Genomic DNA, 25,784 nt, shown 5'->3' with positions numbered 1-25,784 from the left:
CTAGTCCCACTTGCCCTTCGGCGCCCCGGAGCCACCGCCCATTTGCTGCTTGTTCGCGTATTCCTGCTCGGTGTACTTGTCTTTCACTTTGGAGGTACTATTGCCGAATTTGTCGATCAGGTCGTGCAGCCCCTTGATCGCGCCCTCAAGATCACTCTTCGCCTCTTTGTGGGCACTGAAGAGCTCTCCCGCCTCCAGGAACACGCAGTTGTTCCCGAACGCGCCCATAGTGATCTCCGTGTTGTACCGCGACGTCTGCCCCGCTTTATCCATGTCATCCAGCAGCGTCCAGAGCTTCCGGATGACCTCATCCATCGCGCTCAGATCAACCCGCATACCGTTACTCATACCCCGTTGTCCTCTCCCCTGTTCCTCAAGTTGTCAGCACCGGCTCGGTGCCCAAGTTGCCCAGCCATCACATAGATCGGCTACCCGACCGCCCCGCCCGTCCAACCCGCCGACCACGCCAGTCCCGCACAGCCACCCCACTCCCCGCAACCACCAGCGCCAGAGCCACGCCAATGCCCAACACGTACATGGCTACCCGGCGTTCGCGCTCCGCCTCGCTCTCGCCCATCGTCACTGCCATGGGCACAACCCCGCCCGCTCCCGCCGCCACCGGCGGATCCGGCTCGGGCGAGTTCGCCGGGGTGGAGTCGTCCGACAACGCGGCGATCGGGTCCACGACGCCCCACCCGATGAAGCGGTTGGGACCCCGACCCGGCCGTTGGGCCGTCTCCTCGAGGCGGGTCGCGATCTGGGCCGCGCTCCAGTCCTGGTGCTTCTCCTTCAGGAGAGCCGCGACGCCCGCGACGTACGGCGCCGCGAAGCTCGTGCCGTCGGCGGTGCACTGGCCGCCCTTGGGGACGGTGGAGACCATGCCGACGCCGGGGGCCGCGATGTCGACGAAGTCGCCGGACTGTGAGAAGAAGGCGCGTTCGTCGTTGCGGTCGGAGGCTGCTACTGCCAGGACGCCGGGGTACGAGGCGGGGTACGTGTCCGCGGACTTGCCGTCGGCTCCGTCGTTGCCCGCCGCCGCCACGATCAGGGCGCCCGAGTTCACGGCGTCCGCCACGGCGCCCGCCAGTGTCGGGTTGTCTTCCTTGTTCGCCGTGTCCGAGGAGATGTTGATGATTTTCGCTCCCGCGGCGACCGCGGCCTTGATGGCCGAGGACATCGTCCCCGAGTCACCCTGCTTCTCCTCCCCACCCGTGTACCGGTAGGAAAGGATCTTGGCGCCCGGCGCAATCCCCTCGAAGCCCGTGCCCGTCATCGGTCGGGCGGCGATGATGCCCGCGACCCGGGTGCCATGGCCCTCGATGTCGGCGGTGGCGGGGCCGTCGACGAAGGTCTTGCCGCCCGAGGTGATGGCGCTGCGGAGCTGGGGGTTGGAGTCGTCGACGCCGGTGTCGATCACCGCGACCGTGACGCCCTCGCCCGTTGCCTGTTCGCGGAGCTGGTCCAACAGGACCCGTTGGAGTGACCACGGTGTGGACTTGATGACGTCGCCGCCGAAGACGCACTCCGAGCTGGCCGCCAGGCCGAACTCGGGATTGTCACGGCCGACGGAGTCGGCCAGTGCCGGCGGGGCCGATGCGAGGCAGATTCCCGTGGCCGCGAGCACGCCAAAAGCCCGCTGCAGTGCGCGGGTTCCACTGTTGCGGCTGCGCGAACGGGCTGTCAGGCCCTCCACGTCCAGGCCCCTCATGATCAGACTCCCAGGGCTTCCATGCTTGCTTGGCTTGTTCGATTCGATTTACCGACTCGAATACTTCGTTGCCTCAAAGCTCGGTCATGCGCGTTAACGGCTCGTCGGCGGCTGTGAAGATTCGAAGGACGTGTTGTGTACGGCCGCGGAGAAAGGGGCGGCCCAGCGGACGCCTTGGCGTCTGCTGGGCCGATCCTCCGCATGTCACGTCCCACGGACCGTCTGCGGGCTCAGCCCCAGGTGTTGGCGTTGCTCTTCTCAGTGGCCTGGTAGTTGTCGGCCGCGCTCTGCAGCGCCGTCGAGATCTTCAGCAGGGTCGCGTGCAGATCAGCAGCGGTCTGGTCCCACTCGCGCTGCTTGCGCTGGTAGCCCTCCTGAGCTTCACCTTCCCAGGAGTTGGCGACGCGCTTGACCGCGGCCTCGAGGTCGTCGAGCTGCTGCTTGATGCGACCGGCGGTGGCCTTCACATCCGTGGAAGCGTTGGTGATGGTTGCGTAATTGACGAGAATCGACATCGTCGTTCCCTTTCAGGAAGAGTCGAAGGAAGTCGGTGGTTACCGGTAGAACCGGTGGAAACGGGAGAACTGTCGAGAGTCGACAGTCCTACGGCTTGGTCAGCCGAAGTCCGACATGATCTTGCTGATCTCGGAGTTCTGCTGCTCTTCCGACGCGGAGTAGTTGCTCCGCGTGGAGTCCACGGCTTCCTTGATGTCGTTGAGGATGTCGCTCATCTTCTTCGCGTCCGCGTTCCAGCGCTCCTGCAGCTGGCGGTACGACTGGGCCGCCCCGCCCTGCCAGCCACCCGCGATCTGGTCGATCACACCGTTGAGACGGCGGATCTCGCCCTGAAGCTGACCGTTCGCCGTGGTGATGTCACCGGAGAGCTTGCTCAGCTCGTCTTCTGTTACCCGGAACTGGCCGGCCATGTGAACCTTCCCCCATGTCGTCGTTAATCCGGGAACCCTGTACCAGCCCCCGGAGTTGCGTTCCGTTCGTGAACGCTGGAAGCACTCTATCCTCCGCCTGTCACATACCCACAGGCAAGGTCTTTCAGTTACAGCATTCACACACCCGCGCGAAGCGCAAGTGCTCGACCGCTGTCAAGTCCCCACGCCCATAACCTCGTTGGAGTGTCACTGGCTCTGCGGCTGCGCCGCGCTGCCGGTGTCCAGAGTGGGGCCCTTCGGGATGAATGTCGCCCAGGTCTGCGGCACGAACACGGGGTTGTTGAGGTCCTCGTAGCCCAGTCGCGTACGCGCCTTGGCGGTCTCGCTCGCGTCGCCCTCCGACGAGGACGAATCGCTCGCGCTTTCCTGCGCCTCACTGTCGTTGTTCGACGGCAACGAGTACCGCAGTCCCGTGTCCGTCAGCAGGTACGTCGCACCGCCGCCGCCCGTCGTACCGGCGACCTCCTGGAAGAGAAGGCCCGAGCCGGACGAGACGTAGGCGCTCAGTGAGTCGGTGATGACTGTCTTGGGGTAGTTCGTTCCCGCCCAGGCGGCGAGCTCCGGCTTCCCGTCCTCGCCCATGCTGCCCTTGTAGACGCTGCACGAGGTGGTACGGGCCTCGCTGGACGCCGTGGCCGCGGGGTTGGCCTGCCGCGGAACGGTCTCGGGCCAGCCCTTGTCCTTGTAGAAGCTGCCCGCCGAGCCGCCGTTGGCTTCGATGACGTCCCGGGTGTTGACCTGGATGGCACCGGTCCCGTCGTGCGCGGCCAGCAGGTTGGCGACGAAGGGCGTGATGGCGGCGACCTCGTCCTTGAGGACGACGTAGAACTGCTCGCCCTGAGCGTCCCGCGCCCTGAGTACCTGGCCCACCGTGCCCGCCTCGGCCGGGAGCCCCTGGACCGAGGTCGACTCACCGGCGGACGGCACCGTCGGGAAGGTGATGTCCGTGCCCTCGTTGAGGGTGCTCAACCACTCCTGGCTCACCGGCTGCGGATCGACCGTGGCACTGCTGCCGATGACGGCGGAACGCATCTGCTCCATGGACGTGTCGTCGAGGGCCGACTTACCGCCCATCAGGAAGCGGTTGCCCTTGCCGTCGACCAGGTATTCCTGGTTGGTCTTGGTGTCTTCGACGTACAGGGCCTCACGGGGGTCGACCTTGCCCGCGGTCTCGAGCGACTTGGCGTCGGCGGCGTCGAAGACGAAGACGGCGCGGTCGATGGCGCCCTGCGATCCCGGAGCCGGGCGCTCGCACACCGCCCAGGTCTTCGCCTCCTCCGCGTCCTCCTTGGCGGGCAGCCGGTCGGGGGCGTACGGGATGCCGATCGTCGCGCCGTGCCGGATGCCGCTCTTGTCGATCTCCTTGCCGGGGACCTCGAGGACGCTGCCCTTGCCCTTGTCGAGCAGCAGCTTCGCGGAGGCGTAGTTGAGGACCGGGTGGAGGACCTTCTCCACCTTGCTGTCCTTCGGGTCCGGGTCGAGGACGACGTACCGCGTCGTGGAGTCGCTGTCGACGATGATGTACTCGCCCGGCGTGTCCCAGCCCTTGGGTGCCGAGGGCTTGATCACGCCCCAGGCGATGAAGCCGATCACCAGCACAACACCCACGGCCAGGCTGGGCATCACCGTACGAATGGGACGCGGTGCGCCTTCTTCGGAGCCCCCCGGGGACGGCGCCAGAAACGCCGCGACGGTGCGCTTGCGAGCGAACGTGTAGGCGGCGAGCTCATCCCGACGCTGCTTTGCCATGGTCCCCGTGTCTCCCGAAATCTGGTCCCCGATGGTGCCCGGCCGTGACTGATCGTGCCTGACCTGCATCGTGAGGCGATGCCCTACCGCGCTGTGGTTCTCGATACCAGTTCTCGATACCGCGCTGTGGTGTGCGATCGCGCTCGACGACAGGCCGCCGCTTCGGCCGAGCAGGCACCTACTATGCCCTGCGCCGCGGGGCGGCGGTCCATCAGGGTACGGCCGTTCCCGCATCTTCACAGATCATCTTCACAGAGCTTCACCACAGCCCTCCACCATGTGCGGCCGGTCCGTGCGAGGCTGGCCGACCGGGGTTCGGTGTCCCCTGTGCCGCTGTGCCGTCTTTGCTCGGCAGCGGGTACCGTGAGCCACTCGTATGGACGAGGCGGGCCGATGGACGCCCGCCGAACGGCCACGACTTCGCGAAAGGGATGTCCCGGGGGATGACCAGCGCTACGAGCACTCGGCGCGGACGCCGCGCACAGCAGGAACCGGACGGTTCGGGCCGCGGACGGGTGCCGACTCCGGCCCCCGCCGCCGCGTCGCCGCGCACCCTGCCCAACCCCGGCGGTATGGGCCCGGTACGGCTTCAGCAGCTGATCCTGGTTGAGCTCGCGGCGGGCGTCATGCTGGCCGCCTGGGTCACCGATGTGTCCTGGCTGCTGGCCCCGGCCGGTGCCGTCGCGGCGCTGATGCTGCTCTTCGCGGTCCTGCGCCGCGGCCGTCGTCCGATGCCCGAGTGGTACGAGACGGCGCGCGCGCTGAGGCGCCGCCAGCGCGAGGCCAAGTTGCCCGTGCCGCCCGGGACGGACCCGATGCTGGCTCCGGTCGTGGAGAGCGACCCAGCCCTGCGGACCTACGCCTTCGTCTCCCGTGACGACCGCTCGATCGGCCTGATCGGCGACGGGACCTTCCTGACCGCGGTGCTCTTCGTACAGCCCGCGGACCAGCCGTTGCGTCCCGAGGCCGCGGGACGTCAGCTGCCTCTCCGGCTGATCCAGGACGCGCTGGAGGTCGACGGGATCCGTCTCGCCTCCGCACAGGTCGTACAGCACACCCAGCCGGCGCCCGCGCCGCACCTGCCCCAGCAGTCGATGGCCGCGCGATCGTACGGACCGCTCCAGGCGCAGGCCGGTTCGCCCGCGCTCCGGCTCACCTGGGTCGCCCTCAAACTCGACCCGGAACTGTGCCCGGAGGCGGTTCAGGCGCGCGGAGACGGTGTGCCCGGGGCGCAACGCGCACTGCTGCGCGTCGCGGACCAGCTGGCCAGCCGACTGGACGGGGCCGGATTCAAGGCGACCATCCTGGACGAGAACGAACTGGTACAGGCGCTCGCGACCTCCAGTTGCCTGAACCCGCGGGTCAGCACCCAGCAGGCCCAGGACGGGCGGGCGGCCCAGCGGCGTACGGTCGAGGCGGTACGGACCTGGCGGGTCGACGACCGGTGGCACACCACGTACTGGGTCTCCCGCTGGCCGCAGTTGGGGGTCGGCGGTGTGGCGCTGCCCGAGCTGATCACACGGTTCACCTCGCTCCCGGTGCTCGCCACGACATTCAGCGTGACTCTGAGCAAGGCCGGCAACCGGGGCGTCTCCCTCGCCGGGCACATCCGCGTCACCGCCCGTGGTGACAGCGAACTCGCCCAGGTGGGACGTGATTTGGAGCGGACCGCGAGTGCCGCGAAGGTCGGACTGATCCGCCTCGACCGGGAGCAGGTCCCCGGAGCCCTCGCCACTCTGCCGCTCGGAGGTACGTACTGATGTCCCACCCCGCATCCACCATGCCCCCGGGCCAGCCGGGCCGGGCCACCCCCGCCCACGTGGCCTCGCCCTCCGACACCGGCATGATCCCGATCATCCGGCAGCCGCAGGCGCCACGGCAGCAACGGCGCGTCTTCAGCCCCGGGTTCGGGCTGCGCGGGCCGCGCCGGAACCGCCATGTCGTCACCGTCGACGAACTCCCGGCGATCAGCATGCCCATCGGCGACGACGGCGTGATCATCGGCACCGACCGGGCATCGCAGCCGGCCGTGCTCGGCCTGTCCCGCCCCACCCCCTTCGACGTCGTGCTCGTGGGCGGGCTCTGGCTCGCCCAGGTACTGGCGTTGCGTGCCGCCGCGACGGGGGCACGCGTGGGCGTGGAGACCGGCCGGCCGCAGGCCTGGCAGCAGCTGGCCCAGACGGCGGGCGGCGGTCAGCAGTGCGTGACGGTCTACCCGGTGGGCCGGGTGCCCGCTCAGGGCCCCTCCGTTTCGAGCCCGGTCGTGCTGTTCCGGGACTGTGGCATCCGCCCGCCCCGCGGGCGCGTGACCTCCCTGCCGTGGCAGGCCGTGGTGACCGTGCTGCCCTTCGTCAGCGAGCACGCTCCGCGCTGGCTGGCCCAGGCCCAACTGGTCGGGATCCAGCGCATCTCGCCCCAGGAGACCGAGGTCGTCCAGGACACTCTGGGCATCCCGGACGAGCCACTCGGGTACCTTCCGAACCTTCACGACAGCGTCGCCATGTGGTGCACTCGCAAGCACCGCACCTTCGTGATGACCGAACCCACCGACGCGGAGACGGGTCTGCTCGGCACGGCCCGCCGTCTGGACTGACGCGTCCCCCTCCCGGGAACGCGTCGCCGTTTCCGGGAAAGCGGTGCGAACCGGCCATGGCCATGGGCCCTTTTCCGTACCGCGATGCAAGTGATTAGGCTTCTGGTGATGCGGTGACGATCGCAGCCGCGTGGGGTTCGCCACTCGGTCCGCCCGGCCGCGACGACGACCGACTCAGCAGCAGTGGTGACCAGGAGGCAAGCAGTGAACAGGGATCCGTACAACGGCGACGGCCCGTCCTCTGACGGGGACGAGCACGAGACGGAACTCACCAGCGAGTTCGAGATCGTCTACACGCCTCCCGCCTGGTACGCCCCAAGCACGCAGGCCGGTTCCGCGGCCGACGAACAGCGGAACGCCGGACCGGCCTCAACACCACCGCCGCCGACCGGAGCGCCCGTCGGATCGCCCGGCGGCTCCTCAGCCGGACCACCCGGTATTCCCGCACAACAGGCTCCCCCGCCGAGTGCTCACCCACCGGCACAGCAGTACCCCCATCGCGCACCTCAGCAGCCCACGCAGCCCGCACAGGGCGTGCCCGGCGCGAACCAGCAGGGCACGGGTGGCACGGACGGCTACGGATTTCCCCAACCGTCCCAGCCTCAGCCGCCACAGCCCGCACAGCCCGCGCAGCAGCAGCCGGGTACACCCCCGGCCACCCCAGGCGCGGCAACACCCGGCGGATACGGCTACCCCCAGCAGACAGGCGCAGGCGCACCCCAGCCGAGCCAGGACACCCAGGGCGGTCAGGGACCGACTCCACCCCAGCCTCCGCAGCAGCAGCCGGGCACGCCCCCGGCCGCCCCAGGCGCGGCAGCACCCGGCGGATACGGCTACCCCCAGCAGACAGGCGCAGGCGCACCCCAGCCGAGCCAGGACACCCAGGGCGGCCAGGGACCGACTCAGCCGCCGGCGGCCGCGCCCGGCTTCCCCGTGCTGCGGCCGGTGGCCGATGACTCCCAGGGCAACCCGCCCCAGGCCGCGGCCCCGGCAGCGGCCGCCCCCGAAGAGCCCGCCCCCGGGCAGTCGATGCCCGAGCTCAACCACGCCGCGGCCGCAGCCGAGGCGGCGCGGCTGTTCGGCGGTGGCGACGACGAGGAGCCGGAGGCAGAGCGGAGCGACGAGGCGGAGCCGGGTGGCTCCGCCGGGTCGGCGTCCGACGCTGACGGTACGGCCGCAGCGGATGGTCCGTCCGCTGCGGACGGTCCGGAGGGCGACGGGTCGGCGGACGTCCGGTCCGACGCGGACTCCCCCTCGCAGCCCGACAGCGAGACGGCGGCAGCGACGCCGGAAGCAGGGCCGGAAGCTGAGCCGGAGCCCACCGCTCCCGACGCCCCGCCCGCCCCGCCCGCACCGCAGGCACAGCCGCAGCCGCAGCCGCAGCCGCAGGGGCAACCCCCCGTCCAGGCCCCCATGCCCCAGGCCGGCCAGGCGATTCCCCCGCTGCCACCGGGCTACATGCCCGCTCACCCTGCCCAGGGAGCACCGCAGCAGGCAGGACACCCGGGCCAGGACCCCGCAGCCGCCGCGCAAGCTGCCGCCGCGGCACAGGCTGCCGCCGCCGGATACGGCTACCCACAGCCGCCCGCCCAGCCGCAGCAACCCGAGCACCAGGCCCCGCCTCAGGGCGCGTTCGGCCCGGTCCAGCCGCCGTCCCCGCCACAGCAACAGCCCGGGTACCCGGCACATCCCGGCTACCCGGCACAGGGCGGACAGCCGGCCCCGGTCGACCCCCGGCAGGCGCCTCAGCCCCCGCAGCCCGGACAGCCGCAGCCCTCCGCGTACGGCTACCCCCAGCAGCCACCGCAGCCCGGGCAACCCCAGCCCGACGGCTACGGCTACCCCCAGACGCCCGCCCCGCCGCCGCAGCCACAGCCCGGCTACGGCTACGGCTACCCGCAACCCGCCCAACCGCCGCAGCAGCCGTCGCCGTATCAGCAGCAGCCCGCCCAGCCGCAGCAGCCGGCGCCGCACCAACAGCCCCCGGCCCAGCAGCAGCCGCCCCAGCAGCAGCCTGCCGCTCCGCCCGCCGCGTACGGCAACCAGGGCTGGACCGCCCCGCCCGGCCCGCAGGCCGGTCCCGGTGCGCCCCAGCAGCAGCAAGCCGCGCCCGGCACCCCGCTCGGCTACAACGCCGCCGTCGAACTGTCCTCCGACCGGCTGCTGCGCAACCAGCCCAAGGCCCGCAAGAACAACCAGGGTCCGTCCCGCTTCAAGCTCGGCGCCAAGAAGGAGGAGGCGGAGCGGCAGCGGAAGCTGGGGCTGATCCGTACGCCGGTGATGTCCTGCTACCGGATCGCGGTGATCAGCCTCAAGGGCGGCGTCGGCAAGACGACGACGACCATGTCGCTCGGTGCCACGCTCGCCACCGAGCGCCAGGACAAGATCCTGGCGATCGACGCCAACCCGGACGCCGGCACCCTCGGCCGACGGGTGCGGCGCGAGACGGGCGCCACCATCCGTGACCTGGTGCAGGCGATCCCGCAGCTGCACAGCTACATGGACATCCGCCGCTTCACCTCGCAGGCGCCGTCGGGTCTCGAGATCATCGCCAACGACGTGGACCCGGCGGTCTCCACCACCTTCAACGACCAGGACTACCGCAGCGCGCTCGACGTCCTGGGCAGGCAGTACCCGATCATCCTCACGGACTCCGGTACCGGTCTGCTCTACAGCGCGATGCGCGGAGTCCTGGATCTCGCCGACCAGTTGATCATCATCTCGACCCCCTCGGTGGACGGCGCGAGCAGCGCCTCGACCACGCTCGACTGGCTGTCGGCGAACGGGTTCGCCGATCTCGTCCAGCGGTCGGTCACCGTGATCTCCGGTGTCCGTGAGACGGGCAAGATGATCAAGGTGGACGATATCGTCGCGCACTTCGAGACCCGTTGCCGTGGTGTCGTCGTGATCCCGTTCGACGAGCACCTCTCGGCGGGCGCCGAGGTGGACCTCGACATGATGCGTCCCAAGACCCGCGAGGCCTACTTCGATCTCGCCGCGCTCATCGCCGAGGACTTCGCCCGTACGCAGCAGGGCTTCGGCAACCCGAGCATGCAGTACCAGCAACCCCAGCAGGGGTACGCGCCCCAGCAGCAGCCCCCGCAGCACTATGCGCCGCCCGGTGGCGCCCCCCAGCCGGGGCAGGAGTGGCAGCAGCCTCCGCAGCAGCAGCCCGGGCCGGACCAGGGCTGGCAGCAGCAACAGCCGGCGCCGCCGCCCCAGGCTCCGCCGCAGCAGGGCGTCGTACCGCCCGGCTGGACGCAGCAGTAGGGGCGGCAGAAGCCGACAACGCCGGAGGGCCGGCACCTTGACGGTGCCGGCCCTCCGGCGTCCGTGCATGTCCCCCTGAAATCAATCAGGCGGTGGGGCCCTCCGCGGCCCCGATCAGTTCACGGCAGCGCTTCACGTCCCCCGCCATGGCCTCCAGCAGCGCCTCCAGCGAGTCGAACTTCTGCTGCCCGCGCACATAGGCGAGGAAGTCCACCGCCACATGCAACCCGTACAGATCAAGCCCGACCCGGTCGATCGCATACGCCTCGACCGTCCGCTCCGTCCCGTCGAACTGCGGGTTCGTGCCGACGGAGATCGCGGCCGGCATGGCCTCGTCCTGTGCGTGCAGCCAGCCCGCGTACACGCCGTCGGCCGGGATCGCGGTGTGGGGCAGGGTCTCGACGTTGGCCGTGGGGAAGCCGAGTTCGCGGCCGCGTTGGGCACCGCGGACGACCACGCCCTCGACGCGATGCGGGCGGCCGAGGATCTCGGCGGCGCCCTCGACGTCGCCCTCGGTGACCAGTCGGCGGGTCAGGGTCGAGGAGAAGGGCTGGCCGCCGCCGGCCTCGCCGGACACGTACAGGTCGACGACCTCGACCTCGAAGTCGTAGACCTTGCCCTGCTGGGCGAGGAAGTCGACGTTGCCCGCGGCCTTGTGGCCGAAGCGGAAGTTGGGGCCCTCGACGACCGCCTTGGCGTGCAGCTTGTCGACCAGGACCTTGACGACGAAGTCGGCGGGCGACAGCTTCGAGAACTCGGTGGTGAAGGGGAGGATCAGTACCGCGTCCACGCCCAGGTCGCCCATCAGCTCGGCGCGGCGGTGGTGCGGGGCGAGCAGCGGGGGGTGGCTGCCGGGGCGGACGACCTCGCTGGGGTGCGGGTCGAAGGTGACGACGACGGAGGGCACGCCCAGCTCTCGGGCGCGGTCCACGGCATGCCGGATGATCAGCTGGTGTCCGCGGTGGACTCCGTCGTAGGACCCAATGGTGACGACGCTGCGCCCCCAGTCCTGGGGGATGTCCTCCAAGCCACGCCAGCGCTGCACTGTGTCTGCTCCTTGTCGCACACTCGTCGAACCCGTGTCCGTGTCTGTGCCTGTTCCTACGCAGGTCTAAGGGTGCCATGCCGCGTCCACCCCGCCCGCATCGGCATGGTGGGCTGTGACGGGGCGCACGTTCACGCCAGGACGCGTACGCCCGCCAGGTTCTCGATCATGCGGCGTGTACTGGGGCCGACCACCGCCGCCCAGTCCCCGGGGGCGTCGGTGAGCCAGCCCGTGACCAGCGTGGCGAAGCCGGGCACCTGGCGGCCCAGGTCGACCAGGCCGCGGTCGAAGCGGGCCGCTCCGTCCGGGGTGCGGACGAGGAGGAGGCCGATGTGACGGACCAGGTCGCGGGTGTCGGGGCCGCGGTGCCGGGCGGTGGCATGCAGGAGGGCGTCGAGGACCGTGGGGGTGTGCTCGTGGGCCAGGAGGAAGTCGAGGAGTTCGCGGCGCAGCGGGCGGGAGGCGGGGGCGCCGCGAGCGGCCAGTACGGCGGCCAGGGCGGCCCGCACCTCGTCCGGACCGCCGTCCAGCAGGCCGGTGACCAGCGGGAACAGGATGGAACGGGCGGCCGGCCCCTGGTCCAGGCGCAGGTCGACGTACGCCGCCACATCCCCTGCGGTCTGCGGGCGCCGCTGTACCGCCTCCCGTACGAGGGCCGCGACCCGGCGCGCCAGGGTCGGGGTCGTGACGTCGGCGAGCGTGCGCAGCACCTCCCCTCCGTCCGGCCGGCGCAGCCGTTCCCGGAAGGCGTCGAGGACCGGTTCGGGGTGGGTCGTCAGCGCGGCGACCAGCGCGCTCGGCGGGAACTGCGGGTCCCCGGACGCGAAGTGCCGTAGCGCCTGCGGGAGATGGCGGGCGCGGGTGCGCGGATCCCGTACGAGGAGGGCGAGCGCACCGCCGTGCAGGGCGGGGTGGGCCAGCAGGGCGAGGGCGGCGTAGCGCAGCAGTTCGCGGTCGGCCTCGGTGCGTACATGGGGCGCGGCCCGCAGCCCGTACGCCACCGCCGCGACCCGCCGCGCGGGCCGCCCGTCGTGCGCCCATCGGTCGACGGCCCGGCACACGGCCGACGGCTCGTCCTCCGCCAGTACGGCGAGCAGCTCGTCGGCGCGGCGGTGCGCGCAGTCGACGAGCACCTCCGTGAGGTCGTCCAGGGCCCGGCGCCGGTGCGTGTGCAGCAGCGCCTGCGCGGCCTTCGCGACGGTCGCGTGCGGGGTGGCGGGCAGCGGCCGCTCGTCGTCGAACCAGCGGGTGAGATGCGGTTGTACGGCGGTGGGGTCGGCGGCGAGCAGTTGTGCGGCGGCGTCGAGGTAGCGGGGGCCGTCGGTGTCGTCCGGGGCAGGGTCGGCGAGGAGCAGTCGGCGGAGGAGGTCGAAGCGGGTGACCTCGGGCAGGGGAAGGGCGGTCCAGAAGGCCGGGCCGAACTCTCCTGGAAGTGCGGGGCGTTGGTGCCGCCATGCCACCAACCGGTCGGCGAGCAGCCGCAGTACGCCTGTGTACGGCGTTGCGTCGGGTACCCGGGGCAGAACCTCGGTGAGGAGGCGGGCGGCCCACCAGGAGTGTGGGTCGGTGTCCAAGGCGTCGACCAACTCCTGGAGGCGGGCGGCGAGTTCGGGGGTGCCCTGCTGGCGGGCGAGGAGGAGCAGGGCCTGGACGACCGGGCCGATGCGGTGGTGCGGGTCCTGCGGATGCGTGACTAGCGTGTGCAGGGCTTCGTCCAGGTCGAGGTGCATGCCCTGGATCCAGTCGGCGAGTTCTTCGTGGGCGAAGCGGTAGCCGGTGCCGGCGGGGACGAGGAGGCCCTCGGTGAGGACGGCGGATGCCCAGTCGGTGCCGGGCCCTGCGGGGGCGGGGCCCCGGGGGAACAGTTCCTCGAACGACTCCCTGTCCAGTTCGCCCTGGCCGGGGCCGAGGCTGCGGCGGGCGGCCTCGTGGATCTGTCCGGAGACCTTTGCGGCGAGCCTTCGCACGGCGGTGCCGCGCAGGTCGTTCTCGGCGGCGAGGCGGACGGCGATGCGGAGGCACGTCAGGTCGAGGTGGGCCGCGAAGACGTCATGGCGGTCGAGGGCGACGTCGAGGGGCTCCGGGAGGGCGGCCTGGACCTCGGAGAGGAGGCGGAGGGTGAGGGGGTGGCGGGCGTCGGGGGTGGTGAGGGTGCCTTCGGGGATGGCGTAGCGGGCGCGGGCCTGGGCCGCCTCGTCGGCGGTGAGGTCGCCTAGGCGGACGCAGGGGGGCAGGTGGGGGCCGGCATCAGGAGCCCGGCGGGCTGATTGGTGCAGCAGGTCTCCCGGAAAGCCGGCTCCCGCCTCCTCCCAGTACTCCTCCCGGCACGCCAGCACCAGCCTCGCCCCCGTCTCCCGCAGCCACGCCGCTGTCCCCGCTGTCCACTCAGGGAGTCGGTGAGCCAGAGCCGACGGCATCTCCTCCGGGCTGTCAAGGAGGAGGAGCAGAGGGCGGCCGGCGTCTCGGGCCACGTGGGAGAGGCCTTCCGGAGTGAGGCCTTCCGGAGTGAGGCGCTCCGGAGTGACGATTCGGACCGCCCGGTCCAGCGCACGGCCGGCCGCGTCCGCGATCGAGGTGTCCTCGGGTTCCAGGTCGGCTCCGCGCAGCCACAGCGTGGGGGCCGGTTGCGGGCCCCGGTGGCGGCGGGCGGCCAGCGACGCCAGCTCCGTCGTACGGCCGCTGCCCGGCGGACCGACCAGAGCGAGGAGGGACGCCGAGGCCTGCGTGAACTCGGCGAACTCCCTTGCCGCAGCCACCCGTTCGACCGGCTCGACCGCACCCGGCGGAGGCGGACCGTCCTGCCCGACCGACGTGGCCGTGAGTTCCAGTACCCCGGCGAGGTTGAGGTCGGCGCCGTAGGCGGGCACCGTCTCCGCGTTCCGGGCCAGCAGGTCCGCGAGTGGGCCGTCGTCGGTGCGGGGCAGGGGCACCGCGAAGCCCACGTCGCGGTGCCCGGACTGGAGTGCCGTACCCAGGATGCCCAGGACGGCGCCTGTAGCGGTGTCCAGGACCGGACCACCCGCCGCTCCCCCACCCAGCCGGAGCGCGTCGCGGCCCGCGGTGCCGATCGCCAACTCCAGTGCGCCGTCGAGGAGATGGAAGCGGTCGGTGGCCGTGTACGTCACGGTGGTCACATCGAGGACGCGGGCCTCACGCCAGCAACCCGCGGGCAGCCGGACGTACCTGCCGGTCTCGGCCCTGTCCCGGACCGTGATGGGCAGCGGGTCCACGCCGAGCCCCTCGGTGCGTACGAGGGCGAGGTTCAGGGCGGGCAGCGGGGTCACCGCGTCGGCGGTCACCAGGCAGGTGCGGTCATCGGCGCCGTACAGCACGAGCCGGGACAGGCCATCCACGGCTTCGTGGCTGGTGACGACCGTGCCCCGGTGGTCGGCGACGAATCCGGTGCCGCGCGGGCGCCCCGCCAAGTCCTTGATGCGGACGAGGACTTCGCCGCGCCCGCTCCGCGGACCCCGTCCCGCCATGGTCGAACCTCCCCGCCCTATACCCGTGTTCGTATTCGACCGTAGGCAAAAGGTGATCAGCGGGACAGATCGCGCCGCGAACGCGCCCCCTTCCGCTCCCTCGGTTCACTCCGAGCGCCTGCCCGGACGGGTGAATAGAACGGGGTCGCTGGATACACCCTAGGGGTGGGGGAACCGAGGGGGACCGTGGAGCGGCGGGCAGAGTACGCCCCCGTGCCCGCCGCTCCGCGGGCAGCGACGGGAAAACGGGCTCCTCAAGGGCTGCTCAGGCGAAGACCGCGAGGCTCTTCGCCTTGCCCTTCTCCTCCTCGACGAGCGCCAGGAAACGGCCGTCGGGGTCGAACACGGCCACGGCGCCCCTGCCGGTGTACTCGTCGGGCATCTCCAGCCGCACGCCGTTCGTCAGCAGCCGGGCCCGTCGGGCGTCCACGTCCCAGTGCGGGAACGCGGCCGTGGCGGCCTCGGCGATCGGCATCACGGTCAGCTCCTCCTGGAGCTGGTCCAGGGTGCGGGCCGAATCGAGCTTGTACGGTCCGACGCGCGTCCGGCGCAGCGCGGTGAGGTGTCCGCCGACGCCCAGGTCGGCGCCCAGGTCACGGGCGAGCGCCCGGATGTAGGTGCCGGACGAGCAGACCACCGAGACGACCAGGTCGAGCACGGCGGTGCCGTCCTCGGCGACGGCGTCCCGGACGTCGTACACCGCGAAGGAGGAGATGGTGACCGGCCTGGCCGGGATCTCGAAGTCCTCGCCGTCCCGGGCCCGCTTGTAGGACCGTACGCCGTCGATCTTGATGGCGCTGACCTTGGACGGCACCTGCATGATGTCGCCGCTCAGCTTGGCGATCCCGGCGTCGACGGCGTCCCGGGCGACCTTCGAGGCGTCGGCCGACCTCGTGATCTCGCCCTCGGCGTCGTCGGTGAGGGTGGTCTGCCCGAGGCGGATCGTGCCCAGGTACTCCTTCTCGGTCAGCGCGAGGTGGCCGAGAAGCTTGGTGGCCTTCTCGACGCCCAGGACGAGGACGCCCGTCGCCATGGGGTCGAGAGTGCCCGCATGCCCGACGCGTCGCGTGCGCGCGATGCCGCGCATCTTGGCGACTACGTCGTGCGAAGTGAAGCCCGACGGCTTGTCGACGATGACAAGCCCGTCGGGCGTCTGGTGTTTCTGCGTCATTCGGAGGCGTCGTCCTCGTCGTCTTCCGGCTTCTTGTACGGGTCCGCGTCACCGGCGTACGCCGCTCCCGCGGACACCTCGCGCACCTTCGCGTCGGAGGCACGCGCCTTGTCGAGGAGGTCCTCGATGTTCTTGGCGGTGTCCGGGAGGGCGTCCGCGACGAAGGCGAGGGTCGGCGTGAACTTCACGCCCGCCGCCGCGCCCACCGCGGAGCGCAGGATGCCCTTGGCGCTCTCCAGACCGGCTGCCGCGGCAGCCCGCTCCTCGTCGTCGCCGTACACGGTGTAGAAGACGGTCGCCTCCCGCAGGTCGCCCGTCACCCGGGTGTCCGTGATGGTGACGTGCGAGCCGAGCCGCGGGTCCTTGATCCCACGCTGCAGCTTCTGGGCCACCACCTCTCGGATGAGGTCCGCCAGCCTCTTGGCGCGCGCGTTGTCGGCCACTGGTCCGTCTCCCGTTCTTTCCTGTCTTGTTCTTCGGTCAGTCGTCGTCGCCGTGGAGCCGGCGTCTTACCGACAGCAGCTCCACTTCGGGGCATCCGGCGACCAGCCGCTCGCACCGGTCCAGTACGTCGGTCAGATGCCCCGTGTCGCCGGACACCATCGCGAGGCCGATCCCGGCCCGGCGATGAAGGTCCATGTGATCCACCTCGGCCGCGCTCACGGAGTACTTCCGCTGTAGCTCTGCGACGATCGGCCGGACGACGGAGCGCTTCTCCTTCAGCGACCGTATGTCGCCGAGAAGCAGGTCGAAGGAGAGCGTCCCCACATACATGTGTGTAACCGGTTCACCCGCCGGTACGGGATCGATGGCCCCGCCATCTGGTGGGCGGGGACATCAAGAACGGTACCGTGCCCTTGCTGGGGGCTCGACCGGGTTTTGCCTGGGCTGCGCCCGGCTCCCGCATAGTCGCCGTACGGATGGCTCTTGTCGTGCGAGTGCGGGTTCGCTGTGGCTTGTCGCGCAGTTCCCCGCGCCCCTTGAGGGGCGCGGCCGGGCCCGGCGACACAATGTGCTGGCCGGCGGGACCGAAGTCCCGCCGGCCAGCACTAACCGTCGGCATTACACCCGCGGCTTCTCGCGCATCTCGTACGTCGCGATGACGTCGTCGACCTTGATGTCGTTGAAGTTGCCGAGGTTGATACCGCCCTCGAACCCTTCGCGGATCTCGGTGACGTCGTCCTTGAAGCGACGCAGCCCCTCGATGTTGAGGCTCTCCGCGATGACCTTGCCGTCGCGGACGAGGCGCGCCTTGGTGTTGCGCTTGACCTCGCCGGAGCGGATGAGAACACCCGCGATGTTGCCCAGCTTGGACGACTTGAAGACCTCGCGGATCTCCGCCGTACCGAGCTCGACCTCTTCGTACTCCGGCTTGAGCATGCCCTTGAGGGCCGCCTCGATCTCCTCGATCGCCTGGTAGATGACCGAGTAGTAGCGGACGTCCACGCCCTCGCGCTCGGCCATCTGCGCCGCACGGCCTGCCGCGCGGACGTTGAAGCCGATCACGATGGCGTCCGAGCCCATCGCCAGGTCGATGTCCGACTCCGTGACCGCACCGACGCCGCGGTGCAGGACGCGGATGTCGACCTCTTCGCCGACGTCCAGCTGGAGCAGGGAGGACTCGAGGGCCTCGACGGAACCAGAAGCGTCACCCTTGATGATCAGGTTCAGCTGCTGGACCTCGCCGGCCTTGAGCACCTTGTCCAGGTCCTCGAGCGAGACACGGCGCGTGCGCTTGGCGAAGGCCGCGTTGCGCTCACGGGCGGCACGCTTCTCGGCGATCTGACGGGCCGTACGGTCCTCGTCCACCACCAGGAAGTTGTCGCCCGCACCCGGGACGTTGGTCAGGCCCAGGACCTGGACCGGCGTCGACGGGCCCGCCTCGGCGACGTTGCTGCCGTTGTCGTCGAGCATCGCGCGGACTCGGCCGTAGGCGTCGCCCACGACCATCGTGTCGCCGACCCGCAGGGTGCCTCGCTGAACGAGGACCGTGGAGACGGCACCGCGGCCCTTGTCGAGACGGGACTCGATCGAGATGCCCTGCGCGTCCTGGTGCGGGTTGGCCCGCAGGTCGAGCGAGGCGTCCGCGGTCAGGATCACGGCCTCCAGCAGGGAGTCGATGTTCAGACCCTGCTTCGCGGAGATGTCGACGAACATGGTCTCGCCGCCGTACTCCTCGGCCACCAGCCCGTATTCGGTGAGCTGGCCGCGCACCTTGGTCGGGTCGGCGCCCTCGACGTCGATCTTGTTGACCGCGACGACGATCGGGACGTCGGCCGCCTTGGCGTGGTTGAGCGCCTCGACCGTCTGCGGCATGACGCCGTCGTTGGCCGCGACGACCAGGATCGCGATGTCGGTCGACCGGGCACCACGGGCACGCATGGCCGTGAACGCCTCGTGACCCGGGGTGTCGATGAAGGTGATCTTGCGCTCTTCTTCGTTGACCTCGGTGGCGACCTGGTAGGCACCGATGTGCTGGGTGATGCCGCCGGCCTCGCCCGCGATGACGTTCGTCTTGCGGATGGCGTCGAGGAGGCGGGTCTTACCGTGGTCGACGTGACCCATGACGGTGACGACCGGAGGACGGACCACGAGGTCTTCCTCGCCGCCCTCGTCCTCGCCGAACTCGATGTCGAAGGACTCGAGCAGCTCGCGGTCCTCCTCCTCGGGGCTGACGATCTGAACCGTGTAGTTCATCTCGCCGGCGAGGAGCTCCAGCGTCTCGTCGGAGACGGACTGCGTGGCCGTGACCATCTCGCCGAGGTTCATCATGACCGCGACGAGCGACGCCGGGTTGGCGTTGATCTTCTCCGCGAAGTCGGTGAGGGAGGCACCGCGCGACAGGCGAATGGCTTCGCCGTTGCCGCGAGGCAGCATCACACCGCCGACCGACGGGGCCTGCATGGCCTCGTACTCCTGGCGCCTCTGCCGCTTCGACTTGCGACCGCGACGCGCGGGACCGCCGGGACGACCGAAGGCGCCCTGCGTGCCACCACGGCCACCGGGACCGCCGGGACGACCGCCGAAGCCGGGACGACCGCCACCGCCACCGGCGGGGGCACCCGGACGACCGGCGAAACCGCCGCCACCGCCACCGGGACCGCCGGGACGACCGGCGAAGCCGCCGCCACCGCCGCCACCGGGACGACCGGCGAAGCCGCCGCCGCCTCCGGGACGACCGCCGCCACCGCCACCGCCACCGGGACGACCGCCGCCACCGCCACCAGGACCGCGGCCGGGGCCACCGCCACCGGGACGCGGGCTGGCAGCAGGACGCTGCGGCATCATGCCGGGGTTGGGACGCGGGCCGCCGGGGCCACCGCCGCCGGGACGGGGACCGCCGCCCTGCGGACGGGGCATGCCGCCCGGGCTCGGACGCGCGCCGCCCGGAGCCTGCGGACGGGGACCGCCCGAGGCGCCCTGGGGGCGGGGACCGCCACGGTCGGCGCCCTGCGGACGCGGAGCGCCACCAGGGGCACCACCGGGGCCGCCGGGACGCGGGGCGCCGCCCGGACGGGGCGCCTGCGGGCGCGCCATACCGGTGGAGCCACCAGAGGTGAACGGGTTGTTGCCCGGACGGGGACCGGCCGGACGGGCACCGGGACGCGGGGCGCCGCCACCCTGACGCGGAGCGCCACCGGGACGGTCGCCGCGGTCACCACGGTCGCCACGGCCCTGGCCGGGACCGCTCGGACGGGCGCCCGGACGCGGAGCCTGGCCGGCCGGACGCGGGGCGCCCGGACGGGCGCCGGAGCCGGAGCCAGAACCGGAGCCGGAACCGGAGCCGGATGCGGCAGCCGGGGCGGCAGGAGCCGCCGGAGGTGCCGTGAACTCGGGCGCGGTCGGAGCCGGGGACGCCGGGGCGGGCCGCGGCGCGGGCTTCGGGCCCGGGGTGGGACGGGGGCCGGGAGCCGCCGGAGCGGCGGGAGCCGCAGCGGGAGTCTCGGCGGCGGCCGGCTTGGGGGCCGGCGGGCGCGGGGCGGCCGGACGGGCAGCCTGCGCCGGAGAGGGGGCGCCCGGCTTGGCCGGGGCAGCCTTACGCGCGGAGGCGGGCTTGCCGCCTCCGTTGCCCTGCTGGAGGGCGTCCGTCAACTTACGGACGACGGGCGCTTCGATGGTCGAAGACGCCGAACGGACGAATTCACCGAGTTCCTGGAGCTTGGCCATGACGACCTTGCTCTCAACCCCGAACTCCTTGGCGAGTTCGTATACCCGGACCTTAGCCACTTCGCTCCTTTTAGGTCCGGGTGCGTCCGGACCGTCGCTACTTCATGGGCGTACTCATCGCGTGCTCATCGAGTGCTCATCGCAATCTCGACCTACTTCCAACTCGCGGAATACCGGGCCGCACGGAGGTTCCGTACGACTCGCTCTTACGGTGTTGCCTGCTCGACATAGAAGCGCAACGCCTTTGTGTCGAGCGCTCCCGGGGCGCGCAGCGCCCGCGTGAACGCCCGGCGGCGTACCGCCAGGTCGAGACAGACCAGGGCGGGATGCACATACGCACCCCGGCCGGGCAGCGTACCGCGATGATCGGGGACGCATTCACCCTCGACCGCCACGATGCGCAGCAGATCCTTCTTGGCCGCTCGCTGCCTGCACCCCACACAGGTGCGCTCAGGGCATGCGCGGGCAGGCGTCCGGCCAGACACTGCTAAGTCTACCTCCCCGTGGCGACCTCACCCCTTTGGGGCAAGAATCGAACAGTTCCGCGCATACAACTGTCGTGATCCGAACCATGGGCGGCCTGGATCTATTCCCCGCCCTGCTCGGACGGCTGCTCGGTGTCCGGGCGGATGTCGATCCGCCAGCCGGTGAGCCGGGCCGCGAGCCGGGCGTTCTGCCCTTCCTTGCCGATCGCCAGCGACAGCTGGTAGTCGGGCACGGTCACGCGCGCGGAGCGGGCAGCCAGGTCGACGACCTCCACCTTGGAGACCCGGGCCGGGGACAGCGCGTTCGCCACCATCTCGGCCGGGTCGTCCGACCAGTCGACGATGTCGATCTTCTCACCGTTCAGCTCGCCCATCACCGCGCGCACCCGGCCGCCCATGGGGCCGATGCAGGCACCCTTGGCGTTCAGACCGCTCCGGGTGGACCGGACGGCGATCTTGCTGCGGTGACCGGCCTCACGCGCGATCGCGGCGATCTCGACGGACCCGTCGGCGATCTCCGGAACCTCCATGGCGAAGAGTTTCTTCACCAGATTGGGATGTGTGCGGGAGAGGGTGACGGAGGGGCCGCGGACGCCCTTGGCCACGCGGACCACGTACGAGCGCAGCCGCAGGCCGTGCGGGTAGGTCTCGCCGGGGACCTGCTCCTGCACCGGCAGGATGGCCTCCAGCTTGCCGATGTCGACGAGGACGTTCTTCGGGTCCCGGCCCTGCTGGACGACCCCGGTGACGATGTCGCCCTCACGGCCGGCGTACTCGCCGAGTGTGGCGTCGTCCTCCGCGTCGCGCAGCCGCTGGAGGATGACCTGCTTGGCGGTGGTGGCGGCGATACGGCCGAACCCGGACGGGGTGTCGTCGAACTCGCGGGGCTCCTGGCCCTCCTCGATGTCCTCCGGGTCCTCCTTCGCCCACACGGTCACATGCCCGGTCTCCCGGTTGAGCTCCACGCGCGCGTGGCGGCGGCTTCCCTCGGTGCGGTGGTAGGCGATGAGGAGGGCCGACTCGATCGCCTCGACCAGCAGGTCGAAGGAGATCTCCTTCTCCCGTACCAAGCCCCGCAGGGCACTCATGTCGATGTCCACGGCTACGCCTCCTCCTCTTCCTTCATGTCCTTCTCGTCCTGCTTGTCCTTGCGGTTGAACTCCACCTGCACCCGGGACTTGGCGATGTCGGCGAAGGCGAGCCGGCGGGTGGTGGCCTTGCGGCCCTTCACGCCGGGTACTTCGAGGTCCATGCCCTCGTCGTCCACGATCAGGATTCTGGCCACCAGTTCCCCGCCTTCGGCGAGTTGGAACTTCACCAGCCGGTCGACGGCGCGTACGTAGTGACGGTGTTCGCTGAGTTCACGCTCGGCACCGGGGGTTCCGACCTCGAGGGTGTACTCCCCCTGGCCCATCGCGTCCGTCTCGTCGAGTTTCGCCGAGAGCGCGCGGCTCACATCGGCGATCGCGTCCAGATCGGCACCTTCGTCGGAGTCGACGACCACGCGCAGCACCCGCTTGCGTCCGACCGAGTCCACTGCGATCTCTTCGAGATCCAGGCCCTGGGAGGCGACGAGCGGTTCGAGCAGTTCTCGCAGCCTCTCGCTCTGGGTGGTGCTCATCCGGGTGACTCCTCGGCCGCGTGTGCTGTTGTGGTTAGGTCGCGTGTCTGGTCAAAGGGTATCCGGTCACGGGGGGTGTTGCCGTCCACCTGAACTCGGCCGGGTGCCGGTGAGTGGTATCGGACGTATGCGCGGGTACCGTGATCACGGGCGTGCTGCCCTCCCCCTTCGTACGAGCCCCCGAGGACGTCTGCCATGTCGTTCCCCCTGCCGCCGCGCACCCCCTCGGGGCCGCGCAGAAGGAGCCTGTTCGCCGCCGTCGCAGGCACCGCCCTGCTCGTGGGCTGCTCCGCCGAGTCCGACGCCGACGGCACCGGCGGCAGTCCGTCGGCCGCCGACCGGGCACGCGCGCGTGCGGCCCGTGACAGCGAGGGGATGGTGGCGCGGTACGACGCCGTCATCGCCGTACATCCGGCGCTGGCGGAGCGGCTGCGGCCGCTGCGCACGGAGGCGGCGCGGCATGCGGAGGCGTTCGGCGGGACGCCGTCGAAGACGGCCTCGCCGTCCGCCTCCTCGCCGTCCGCTTCGGAGTCCCCCGTCGCCACCGAACCCGGCGCCGACAAGACCGCCCTCGCCGAACTGGCCGCCGCCGAACGGGCGCTCGCGGACCGGCGGACCGAGACGCTGCTGGACATGCCCGGCGAGCTGGCGCGGGTGCTGGCATCCGTGGCGGCGGCCGGGGCTGCGCACGCATATCTGCTGACGGAGGGTGACAAGTGAGCGAGGCCAAGGACGGGGACCTGAAGGCGCTCCAGGCGGCACTGGCGGCCGAGCATGCCGCCGTGTACGGCTACGGCGTCGTCGGCGGACGGATCGGCGAAGAACGTCGTACGGAGGCCAAGGCGGCCTACGACGCCCACCGGGCCCGGCGGGACGCGCTGGCGCGCGCGGTACGGGACCTGGGCGGGACGCCGGTGTCCGCGGCCGCGGGCTACGCACTGCCCTTCGCGGTGCCGGACTCCACGGCCGCCGTCCGGCTCGCCACCGAACTGGAGGACCGGGTGGCCGGGGTCTACTCCGACCTGGTGCGGGCCACCGACGGCGAGCGACGGCGGACGGCCGCCGAGGCGCTGCGGGAAGCGGCGGTGCGGGCGGTGCGCTGGCGCGGCGAGAGCGTAGCCTTCCCTGGGCTCGCCGAGCGGACCGCCGCCGCGTCGGCTTCGCCGACCGCGTGACGCCTCGTACTGGAAGGGAGATGCTCGCGTATGGCTTTCGAACCGCCGCGGCGTCTGGTCAGGGCGCTCGGTGAGACGGCACCGGACGGTGACGACTGGCTGGAGAAGCTGCCGCAGGCGGCGCAGCAGGCCGTCGCGCTACGCGAGTTGACCGTGGAGCGGGTGCAGGTGCCCGGCGGGCGCAGCAGCCTGGTCGTGCTGGTGCGGCGCCCTGACGGGACTCCCGCCGTGCTGAAGCTGGCCCCGTCCCGGGCCCGTCCGGAGAGCGAGCGGGCCGCACTCGCCCACTGGGGCGGGCGGGGCGCCGTACAGGTTCTTGAAGAGTCGCCCGGTGAGGGTGTGTTGCTGCTGGAGCGGCTGCATCCGGATGTGTCGGTGCGGTCGTTGCCGGAGGCGAAGGCGCTGCTGGAGGCGGCGGGGACGTTGCGGCGGCTGTGGGTGGAGCCGCCAGGCGAGTTTTCCTTCGAGACCGTGGCCGAGCGGACCGGGCGGCAGGCCGCGGCGATGCGGGGCGCGTCCGCGGAGGTGGCGGCGCTGGTGAGCGCGGCTCTCGAAGCGCGCGAGGAGCTGGTGGCTGCGCCGCCTGAGCGGCGATTGCTGCATGGGACGTTTCGGCAGAGCAAGGTGCTGGCGGGTGATCGGTCGCCTTGGCTGGCGGTGGGGCCCGATCCCGTGGTGGGGGAGTGTGCGTTCGATCTGGCTCGGCTGGTGCGGGATCGGGTGGAGGATCTGATTGCCTCGCCGTCCGGGGCCTCGATCACCCGGCGGCGGGTCAAGCGGCTTGCGGAGTCGTTGGATGTGGATCAGGAGCGGTTGCGGGGGTGGACGTTGTTCCGGGCGGTGGAGTCCGGGGTACGGGCGCTTCGGGTGGGGCGGCCGAAGGATGCGGAGCTGTTGCTCGAGTTTGCCGGGTGGCTTTGAGGGGTTGTGTTTTGTCTGCGGGTGCGTGGGGGCTGGTCGCGCAGTTCCCCGCGCCCCTTTGGGGCGCGTCAACTGGGCCTGAGTTTGAGCGCCAGGGCCGGGCAGTCTGCCGCTGCCCTGCGCGCCCGCTTTACCGTGCGGGCCGGCACTGGAGTGCCGTCCAACTGTGGGTAGCCCCACTCGTCCAGCGTGATGTGGTCCGGTAGGAGTTCCGCGCACAGGCCGTGGGCCTTGCAGGATGTCCAGTCGATGTCGATGTGCTGGTCCATGTCAGTGCTCCTCAGCCGTGCAGAAGCCCTGGGCGTGAGCGTCCAGGTCGGCCGTGAACGTGGTCAGCGCGCTGCGGACCAGGCGGACGGTGCCGTCGGGGTGGTGGCAGGCGCCGCGGCCCTCGACGAGGCCGGACCAGCGGGTGATGTCGGCGCGGGTGGTGCCCTGGGGGCCGGGGGTGGCCAGCGTGGTGAAGGCGGCGGCGATGCGGGGGAGGCCGTTGAGGCAGGGGCCGCACTGGCCGGCCGACTGCGCGGCCAGGTAGCGCAGGACGCGGGCGGTCTCGGTGAGGCCGCAGTGGTCGGCGGGGAGTGCGGCGAGGACGCCTGCGCCCAAGGTGGCGGCGTCCAGGCGGAGTTGAGCGGCTTCGGCGGCCGGGATCCAGGTGCCGTGGTAGCCGCCGAGGAGGACGGCCTGCATACCGTTCAGGGGCAGCAGGCGGCCCAGTGGTATGCCGAACGGGGCCTCGATGACGCGGACTTCATGTCCGGGCGCGTGCACCGTGCACAGGGCGCTGCCCGGTTGGGCCGGGGTGCCGGCGGAGCGGAACCAGTCGGCGCCGTAGCGGGCGATGAGCGCGAGGTGGGCCAGGGTCTCGACGTTCTGCACGAGGGTCGGGGCGCGGCGCACGCCGCGTTCGCGGACCGGCCTGCGCTGGTACGAGGGGAGCGCGGCGCCCCCGTCGACGTACTGGGCGAGGGCCGAGGACTGGCCGGACAGGAAGCCCGCGGGGAGCCTGATGATCCGGACGTTCAGCGGGTCGTGCCGGTGGGCGAGCGCCGACTCCAGATAGGACGCGCCGTCCTCGACCGCCAGGTGGGCCTCCCCCGCGCCGACCGCGGCGGCGGCCACCTGGAGTCCGTCCAGGACGAGGTGGGGTGACAGGCGCAGCAGCGTCTTGTCCTTGCGGCTCGCGGGCTCGCCCTCCGCGCCGTTGGCGATCACGACGGGCGCGCGGCCGCCGCGTCGTCCGGCCTCGGCGACCGAGACCAGCTTGCGGTACGTCGGGAAGGCGGCTCCGCCGCGGCCAGTGAGGCCGGACTCGGCGACGGTCCGCAGGAGGCCGGCCGGATCGCCGTACGGCAGGGAGCCGTAACGCTGCTCGTGAGTGCGGAAGTCGGCAGGGGTGCCGCCCGGGGCGAGCAGCCTCGGGGGCATGTAGAGGTCGGTGGTGGTCATG

At 71.3% G+C, this 25,784-nt stretch carries 22 protein-coding genes; 6 read left to right on the top strand and 16 right to left on the bottom strand.

From position 1 onward, the window contains the following. The 5 genes from KCH87_RS40230 to eccB form a co-directional block, all read right to left on the bottom strand. The gene (locus KCH87_RS40230; RefSeq protein WP_210592856.1) at nt 1–348 is read right to left on the bottom strand and encodes a hypothetical protein; all 348 of its coding nucleotides are present in this window, start codon (nt 346–348) and stop codon (nt 1–3) included. A 67-nt stretch (nt 349–415) separates the two neighbouring features. Then, nucleotides 416–1,708: a type VII secretion-associated serine protease mycosin gene (gene mycP / locus KCH87_RS40225; RefSeq protein ID WP_210592855.1), complete on the bottom strand. Its 1,293-nt coding sequence runs from the start codon at nt 1,706–1,708 to the stop codon at nt 416–418. Nucleotides 1,709–1,938: 230 nt separating this feature from the next. Beyond that, nucleotides 1,939–2,223 (bottom strand): WXG100 family type VII secretion target, encoded by a 285-nt coding sequence (locus KCH87_RS40220; RefSeq protein ID WP_210592854.1) that lies wholly within the window; start codon nt 2,221–2,223, stop codon nt 1,939–1,941. Between the two features lie 99 nt (nt 2,224–2,322). After that, the gene (locus tag KCH87_RS40215) at nt 2,323–2,634 is read right to left on the bottom strand and encodes a WXG100 family type VII secretion target (RefSeq protein WP_210592853.1); all 312 of its coding nucleotides are present in this window, start codon (nt 2,632–2,634) and stop codon (nt 2,323–2,325) included. 207 nt (nt 2,635–2,841) lie between these two features. Further along, nucleotides 2,842–4,404 carry a type VII secretion protein EccB gene (eccB, locus tag KCH87_RS40210; RefSeq protein ID WP_210592852.1) on the bottom strand — a complete coding sequence of 521 codons (1,563 nt, stop codon included), beginning with the start codon at nt 4,402–4,404 and terminating at the stop codon, nt 2,842–2,844. Between the two features lie 443 nt (nt 4,405–4,847). On the opposite strand from eccB, the gene eccE reads away from it, so the two are divergent. From eccE to KCH87_RS40195, 3 genes are all read left to right on the top strand, one after another. Next, complete coding sequence (eccE, locus tag KCH87_RS40205; RefSeq protein ID WP_210592851.1) at nt 4,848–6,164, top strand: type VII secretion protein EccE; 1,317 nt, start codon at nt 4,848–4,850, stop codon at nt 6,162–6,164. Further along, nucleotides 6,164–6,997, top strand: a complete 834-nt coding sequence (locus tag KCH87_RS40200; RefSeq protein ID WP_210592850.1) for a hypothetical protein — start codon at nt 6,164–6,166, stop codon at nt 6,995–6,997. The genes eccE and KCH87_RS40200 overlap by 1 nt, the downstream gene beginning before the upstream one ends. A 204-nt stretch (nt 6,998–7,201) precedes the next feature. Next, entirely contained in the window at nt 7,202–10,267 is a 3,066-nt protein-coding gene (locus tag KCH87_RS40195) for an SCO5717 family growth-regulating ATPase (protein ID WP_308299033.1), read from the top strand. A gap of 85 nt (nt 10,268–10,352) precedes the next feature. Here KCH87_RS40195 and KCH87_RS40190 read toward each other — a convergent pair whose 3' ends face one another. From KCH87_RS40190 to rimP, 9 genes are all read right to left on the bottom strand, one after another. Then, complete coding sequence (locus KCH87_RS40190) at nt 10,353–11,312, bottom strand: bifunctional riboflavin kinase/FAD synthetase (RefSeq protein ID WP_210592849.1); 960 nt, start codon at nt 11,310–11,312, stop codon at nt 10,353–10,355. A 131-nt stretch (nt 11,313–11,443) separates the two neighbouring features. Next, a complete protein-coding gene (locus tag KCH87_RS40185; RefSeq protein ID WP_210592848.1) occupies nt 11,444–14,794 on the bottom strand; it encodes a trypsin-like peptidase domain-containing protein in 3,351 nt (1,116 codons plus the stop codon). Between the two features lie 265 nt (nt 14,795–15,059). Continuing rightward, nucleotides 15,060–15,965, bottom strand: coding sequence for a tRNA pseudouridine(55) synthase TruB (gene truB, locus KCH87_RS40180; protein ID WP_210592847.1), 906 nt, complete (start codon nt 15,963–15,965; stop codon nt 15,060–15,062). Then, nucleotides 15,962–16,408, bottom strand: coding sequence for a 30S ribosome-binding factor RbfA (gene rbfA, locus KCH87_RS40175; RefSeq protein ID WP_210592846.1), 447 nt, complete (start codon nt 16,406–16,408; stop codon nt 15,962–15,964). Before rbfA ends, truB begins: the two co-directional genes overlap by 4 nt. 37 nt (nt 16,409–16,445) lie before the next feature. Continuing rightward, nucleotides 16,446–16,739: a DUF503 domain-containing protein gene (locus KCH87_RS40170; protein WP_210592845.1), complete on the bottom strand. Its 294-nt coding sequence runs from the start codon at nt 16,737–16,739 to the stop codon at nt 16,446–16,448. A 288-nt stretch (nt 16,740–17,027) separates the two neighbouring features. Further along, nucleotides 17,028–20,192: a translation initiation factor IF-2 gene (gene infB, locus KCH87_RS50585; protein ID WP_210592844.1), complete on the bottom strand. Its 3,165-nt coding sequence runs from the start codon at nt 20,190–20,192 to the stop codon at nt 17,028–17,030. Between the two features lie 146 nt (nt 20,193–20,338). Next, the gene (locus KCH87_RS40160) at nt 20,339–20,617 is read right to left on the bottom strand and encodes a YlxR family protein (protein WP_210592843.1); all 279 of its coding nucleotides are present in this window, start codon (nt 20,615–20,617) and stop codon (nt 20,339–20,341) included. Between the two features lie 101 nt (nt 20,618–20,718). Beyond that, on the bottom strand, nt 20,719–21,717 hold the full coding sequence (nusA, locus tag KCH87_RS40155; RefSeq protein ID WP_210592842.1) for a transcription termination factor NusA: 999 nt from the start codon (nt 21,715–21,717) through the stop codon (nt 20,719–20,721). Between the two features lie 2 nt (nt 21,718–21,719). Further along, nucleotides 21,720–22,238, bottom strand: a complete 519-nt coding sequence (gene rimP / locus KCH87_RS40150; RefSeq protein ID WP_210592841.1) for a ribosome maturation factor RimP — start codon at nt 22,236–22,238, stop codon at nt 21,720–21,722. A gap of 195 nt (nt 22,239–22,433) precedes the next feature. Here rimP and KCH87_RS40145 point away from each other — a divergent pair, with 195 nt between their 5' ends. The 3 genes from KCH87_RS40145 to KCH87_RS40135 are packed head-to-tail and all read left to right on the top strand — an operon-like array spanning nt 22,434 to nt 24,334. Then, nucleotides 22,434–22,958 (top strand): hypothetical protein, encoded by a 525-nt coding sequence (locus KCH87_RS40145; protein ID WP_210592840.1) that lies wholly within the window; start codon nt 22,434–22,436, stop codon nt 22,956–22,958. Then, on the top strand, nt 22,955–23,413 hold the full coding sequence (locus tag KCH87_RS40140) for a ferritin-like domain-containing protein (protein WP_210592839.1): 459 nt from the start codon (nt 22,955–22,957) through the stop codon (nt 23,411–23,413). The genes KCH87_RS40145 and KCH87_RS40140 overlap by 4 nt, the downstream gene beginning before the upstream one ends. Before the next feature lie 30 nt (nt 23,414–23,443). After that, on the top strand, nt 23,444–24,334 hold the full coding sequence (locus KCH87_RS40135) for an aminoglycoside phosphotransferase family protein (RefSeq protein ID WP_210592838.1): 891 nt from the start codon (nt 23,444–23,446) through the stop codon (nt 24,332–24,334). Between the two features lie 68 nt (nt 24,335–24,402). Here the strand turns inward: KCH87_RS40135 and KCH87_RS40130 are convergent, their stop codons facing one another. Both KCH87_RS40130 and KCH87_RS40125 read right to left on the bottom strand, forming a co-directional pair. Then, complete coding sequence (locus KCH87_RS40130) at nt 24,403–24,603, bottom strand: ferredoxin (RefSeq protein WP_210592837.1); 201 nt, start codon at nt 24,601–24,603, stop codon at nt 24,403–24,405. A gap of 1 nt (nt 24,604) precedes the next feature. Next, entirely contained in the window at nt 24,605–25,783 is a 1,179-nt protein-coding gene (locus KCH87_RS40125) for an NADH-ubiquinone oxidoreductase-F iron-sulfur binding region domain-containing protein (protein WP_210592906.1), read from the bottom strand. Between the last annotated feature and the right edge of the window lies 1 nt (nt 25,784).

This window comes from Streptomyces sp. GESEQ-35 (assembly GCF_017948485.1).
GTDB lineage: Bacteria > Actinomycetota > Actinomycetes > Streptomycetales > Streptomycetaceae > Streptomyces.
The sequence above is the reverse complement of the archived record's forward strand: the minus strand, read 5'-3'. Positions and strand labels throughout refer to the sequence as shown.

Coding starts and splice junctions, on each gene's coding strand:
- rimP (WP_210592841.1), bottom strand. CDS start 22,238: ATGAGCACCACCCAGAGCGAGAGGCTGCGAGAACTGCTCGAACCGCTC.
- KCH87_RS40185 (WP_210592848.1), bottom strand. CDS start 14,794: ATGGCGGGACGGGGTCCGCGGAGCGGGCGCGGCGAAGTCCTCGTCCGC.
- mycP (WP_210592855.1), bottom strand. CDS start 1,708: ATGAGGGGCCTGGACGTGGAGGGCCTGACAGCCCGTTCGCGCAGCCGC.
- truB (WP_210592847.1), bottom strand. CDS start 15,965: ATGACGCAGAAACACCAGACGCCCGACGGGCTTGTCATCGTCGACAAG.
- KCH87_RS40135 (WP_210592838.1), top strand. CDS start 23,444: ATGGCTTTCGAACCGCCGCGGCGTCTGGTCAGGGCGCTCGGTGAGACG.
- KCH87_RS40170 (WP_210592845.1), bottom strand. CDS start 16,739: ATGTATGTGGGGACGCTCTCCTTCGACCTGCTTCTCGGCGACATACGG.
- KCH87_RS40125 (WP_210592906.1), bottom strand. CDS start 25,783: ATGACCACCACCGACCTCTACATGCCCCCGAGGCTGCTCGCCCCGGGC.
- KCH87_RS40200 (WP_210592850.1), top strand. CDS start 6,164: ATGTCCCACCCCGCATCCACCATGCCCCCGGGCCAGCCGGGCCGGGCC.
- KCH87_RS40215 (WP_210592853.1), bottom strand. CDS start 2,634: ATGGCCGGCCAGTTCCGGGTAACAGAAGACGAGCTGAGCAAGCTCTCC.
- KCH87_RS40220 (WP_210592854.1), bottom strand. CDS start 2,223: ATGTCGATTCTCGTCAATTACGCAACCATCACCAACGCTTCCACGGAT.
- KCH87_RS40130 (WP_210592837.1), bottom strand. CDS start 24,603: ATGGACCAGCACATCGACATCGACTGGACATCCTGCAAGGCCCACGGC.
- KCH87_RS40230 (WP_210592856.1), bottom strand. CDS start 348: ATGAGTAACGGTATGCGGGTTGATCTGAGCGCGATGGATGAGGTCATC.
- eccB (WP_210592852.1), bottom strand. CDS start 4,404: ATGGCAAAGCAGCGTCGGGATGAGCTCGCCGCCTACACGTTCGCTCGC.
- KCH87_RS40145 (WP_210592840.1), top strand. CDS start 22,434: ATGTCGTTCCCCCTGCCGCCGCGCACCCCCTCGGGGCCGCGCAGAAGG.
- eccE (WP_210592851.1), top strand. CDS start 4,848: ATGACCAGCGCTACGAGCACTCGGCGCGGACGCCGCGCACAGCAGGAA.